Here is a 3,606-nt window from a genome sequence, read left to right on the forward strand (position 1 = left end):
GTGGAAAGCATCGTCGAGCTGATGAACGCGGTCGACGAGTCGATTCCGGACCCGGTCCGCGACACCGACAAGCCGTTCCTGATGCCCGTCGAGGACGTGTTCACGATCACCGGGCGCGGCACCGTGGTCACCGGTCGTGTCGAGCGCGGCGTGATCAACGTCAACGAGGAAGTCGAGATCGTCGGCATCCGCCCGACCACCACCAAGACCACGGTCACCGGTGTGGAGATGTTTCGCAAGCTGCTCGACCAGGGTCAGGCCGGCGACAACGTCGGTCTGCTGCTGCGCGGTGTGAAGCGTGAGGACGTCGAGCGCGGCCAGGTAGTCACCAAGCCCGGCACCACCACCCCGCACACCGAGTTCGAGGGTCAGGTGTATGTGCTTTCGAAGGACGAGGGCGGCCGGCACACGCCGTTCTTCAACAACTACCGTCCGCAGTTCTACTTCCGCACCACCGACGTGACCGGTGTGGTGACGCTGCCGGAGGGCACCGAGATGGTGATGCCCGGCGACAACACCACGATCAAGGTCAAGCTGATCCAGCCCGTCGCCATGGACGAAGGTCTGCGCTTCGCGATCCGCGAGGGCGGCCGCACTGTCGGCGCCGGTCGGGTGACCAAGATCATCAAGTAGTTCGACCGCAAAACGGCGCCCACCCGAAAGGGTGGGCGCCGTTTTGCGTCTCGTCGTCGCTGGAGCCAAAGCGCTGCCGAGGTTCTACATGTGCGAAATATTTACCTGGACGTGAACGGCCCGATGACAGGAGCATGACGATGTTGTGGCCGTATGTGAAGGCTCAGCTCATGGTCCTGCTGTGCGGTGGATTAGTGAACCGAGCGGGGTTCTAGCGCTCGCTCAAATCATGGGGATCACCGAGACCGGGACTGGTATCAACGAGCAACCGCTGGTGAAGCGACCCGACCACCCGCGAGTACCGAATCGACTGGGAACGAAGCGCTTTGGTGAACGGTCTGGTGCCGGCGCAGTTCACCTCGGCCGAGGACAACCAGACGTATGACTTGAGCGGGCAGGCCGGGCCGCTGTTGGAGATCCTGCAGATCCTCGAGGCCAACAACATTCCGCTGAACCGGATGGTCGATGTGCGGTCCAATCCCATTCTGCGCCAACACATCCAAGCGGTGGTCGCCGCGCGGCGACCCAGCAAGCGCAAACGGCGCCGGCTGCAGTGGGCCCGCCCGCAGCCGCGACCGCGCCGGGCGTCCTGCCACCGCAGCGGTCCGTCGCCCAGCGGCTGCAGGAATTAGAGTCGCTGCTCGCGGCAGGAGCGGTGACCGACGAGGAATACGCCAGCAAGCGAGCCGCGATCATCGCCGACATCTAGTAGCCCCGCCTTAGAACAGGTTTCAGTTTCGCTGCTAGCCTGATCGCGGACCGACGAAAGGACGGGCGATGGCTGGCGTAGGCGGCACGCTGCAGGGACGAGTGGCATTCATCACCGGCGCCGCCCGCGGCCAGGGACGCGCACACGCGGTGCGACTTGCCCGCGAAGGCGCCGACATCGTCGCGTCAGACATCTGCGCACCGGTGTCCGAAACCATCACCTACCCGGCGGCCACCGCAGAGGACCTCGGCCAGACAGTGCGCGCCGTGGAAGCCGAGGGCCGCAAAGTGTTGGCGCGCGAGGTCGACATCCGCGACGACGAGGCACTGCGGCAACTGGTGGCCGACGGCGTGGAGCAGTTCGGCCGCCTCGACATCCTGGTAGCCAATGCCGGCGTCCTCGGCTGGGGCCGCGTCTGGGAACTCACCGACGAACAATGGGACACCGTCATCGGAGTCAACCTGTCCGGCACCTGGCGCACCCTGCGCGCCGCGGTGCCCGCGATGATCGAGGCCGGAAACGGCGGCTCCATCGTGGTGGTCAGCTCGGCGGCAGGCGTCAAAGCCACGCCGGGCAACGGTCATTATTCAGCTGCCAAATACGGACTCGTCGGGCTGACCAACACGCTGGCGCTTGAGCTCGGTGAGTTCGGCATCCGCGTCAACTCCATCCATCCGTATTCGGTCGACACCCCGATGATCGAGACCGACGCGCTGATCCAAATGATAGGCAAGCATCCCAGCTACAAGCACAGCTTCCCGCCGATGCCGTTGCAGCCCAAGGGCTTTATGACGCCCGAGGAGGTCTCGGATGTGGTCGTCTGGTTGGCCGGCGACGGTTCGGGCACCCTGTCAGGCGCCCAGATTCCCGTCGACAAAGGCGTGCTGAAGTACTGACGGCGTCGTGCGATCTTGCGGGCTGGCCAACACTCCCGCGCCGCAATCATGTATGAACTCCACGTGACCACTAGCGCAGGCGGACGTGGAGCCGGAAAAGGAATAGTGATCGTCGGCGGCGGTCTTGCTGCGGCCCGCACCGCCGAACAACTGCGCCGGGCCAACTACACCGGTCCCATCACCATCGTCAGCGACGAAGTTCATCTGCCCTACGATCGGCCCCCGCTGTCCAAGGAAGTGCTGCGCAGCGAAGTCGACGATGTGACCCTCAAGCCGCGCGAGTTCTACGACGAGCACGGCATCACACTGCGCCTGGGCTTGGCCGCCGTCAGCCTGGATACCGCGGAACAGACGGTGACCCTCGAGGACGGGACCATGCTCGGGTACGACGAACTCGTCGTCGCGACCGGGCTGGTGCCGCGGCGAATCCCGTCGTTTCCCGATCTGGAGGGCATCCGGGTGCTGCGGTCGTATGACGAGAGCATCGCGCTGCGCAGGCACGCAACCGAAGCTCGTCACGCCGTGGTGGTCGGGGCGGGCTTCATCGGCTGTGAGGTGGCCGCCAGCTTGCGCGGCCTGGGAGTGGATGTAGTGCTGGTAGAACCGCAGCCGGCCCCACTGGCAGGGGTCCTTGGCACTCAAATCGGGGAACTGGTGGCGCGGCTGCACCGCGCCGAGGGTGTCGATGTACGCACCGAAGTCGCGGTGGCGGAGGTTCGGGGTCAAGGCCATGTCGATTCCGTCGTGCTCACCGACGGCGCCGAGGTGACGGCCGACCTGGTGGTGGTCGGCATCGGGTCACGGCCGGCCACCGAATGGCTGAACGGTAGCGGAATCAAAGTCGACGACGGTGTCATCTGCGACGAGGCCGGACACACCAGCGCTCCCAACGTGTGGGCGCTGGGCGACGTGGCTTCCTGGCGCAACCCGATGGGACATCAAGTGCGCGTGGAACATTGGAGCAACGTCGCCGAGCAGGCCAGGGTCGTGGTGCCCGCGATGCTCGGCCAGCTGGCGCCGTCGCACGTGGTCGTGCCCTACTTTTGGAGCGACCAGTACGACATCAAAATCCAGTGCCTGGGAGAGCCGCAGGCCACCGACATCGTGCACCTGGTCGAAGACGACGGACGCAAATTCCTCGCCTACTACGAACGCGACGGCATGGTGGCCGGGGTCGTCGGCGGCGGCATGCCCGGCAAGGTCATGAAGACACGCGCCAAAATTGCTGCCGCCGCGCCGATCTCGGAAGTCCTGGGCTAGAACTCACCCAAGTAGAGGCGGCCACCCTGGTCATCCAGGCACTCGGCGGTGATCCCGTAGGGTTGCCGCGCCGGCTCCTGCAGCACGGTGCCGCCAGCCTCGCGCACC

At 65.5% G+C, this 3,606-nt stretch carries 2 protein-coding genes and 2 pseudogenes (1 of these 4 only partly in view); all 4 read left to right on the forward strand.

Annotated features, from left to right (window positions below; all coding sequences use genetic code 11):
* A pseudogene (gene tuf, locus ACFE99_RS07035) lies at positions 1-633 on the forward strand (elongation factor Tu) (it extends 565 nt beyond the left edge of the window).
* 196 nt (positions 634-829) lie between these two features.
* Positions 830-1,342: pseudogene (locus ACFE99_RS07040) on the forward strand (SHOCT domain-containing protein); the annotation flags it as partial.
* A gap of 68 nt (positions 1,343-1,410) precedes the next feature.
* A complete protein-coding gene (locus ACFE99_RS07045) occupies positions 1,411-2,238 on the forward strand; it encodes a mycofactocin-coupled SDR family oxidoreductase (protein ID WP_375483742.1) in 828 nt (275 codons plus the stop codon).
* 48 nt (positions 2,239-2,286) lie between these two features.
* Positions 2,287-3,498 (forward strand): NAD(P)/FAD-dependent oxidoreductase, encoded by a 1,212-nt coding sequence (locus ACFE99_RS07050; RefSeq protein WP_375483744.1) that lies wholly within the window; start codon positions 2,287-2,289, stop codon positions 3,496-3,498.
* The last annotated feature ends 108 nt before the right edge of the window (positions 3,499-3,606 follow it).

Source organism: uncultured Mycobacterium sp., from assembly GCF_964249325.1.
GTDB lineage: Bacteria > Actinomycetota > Actinomycetes > Mycobacteriales > Mycobacteriaceae > Mycobacterium.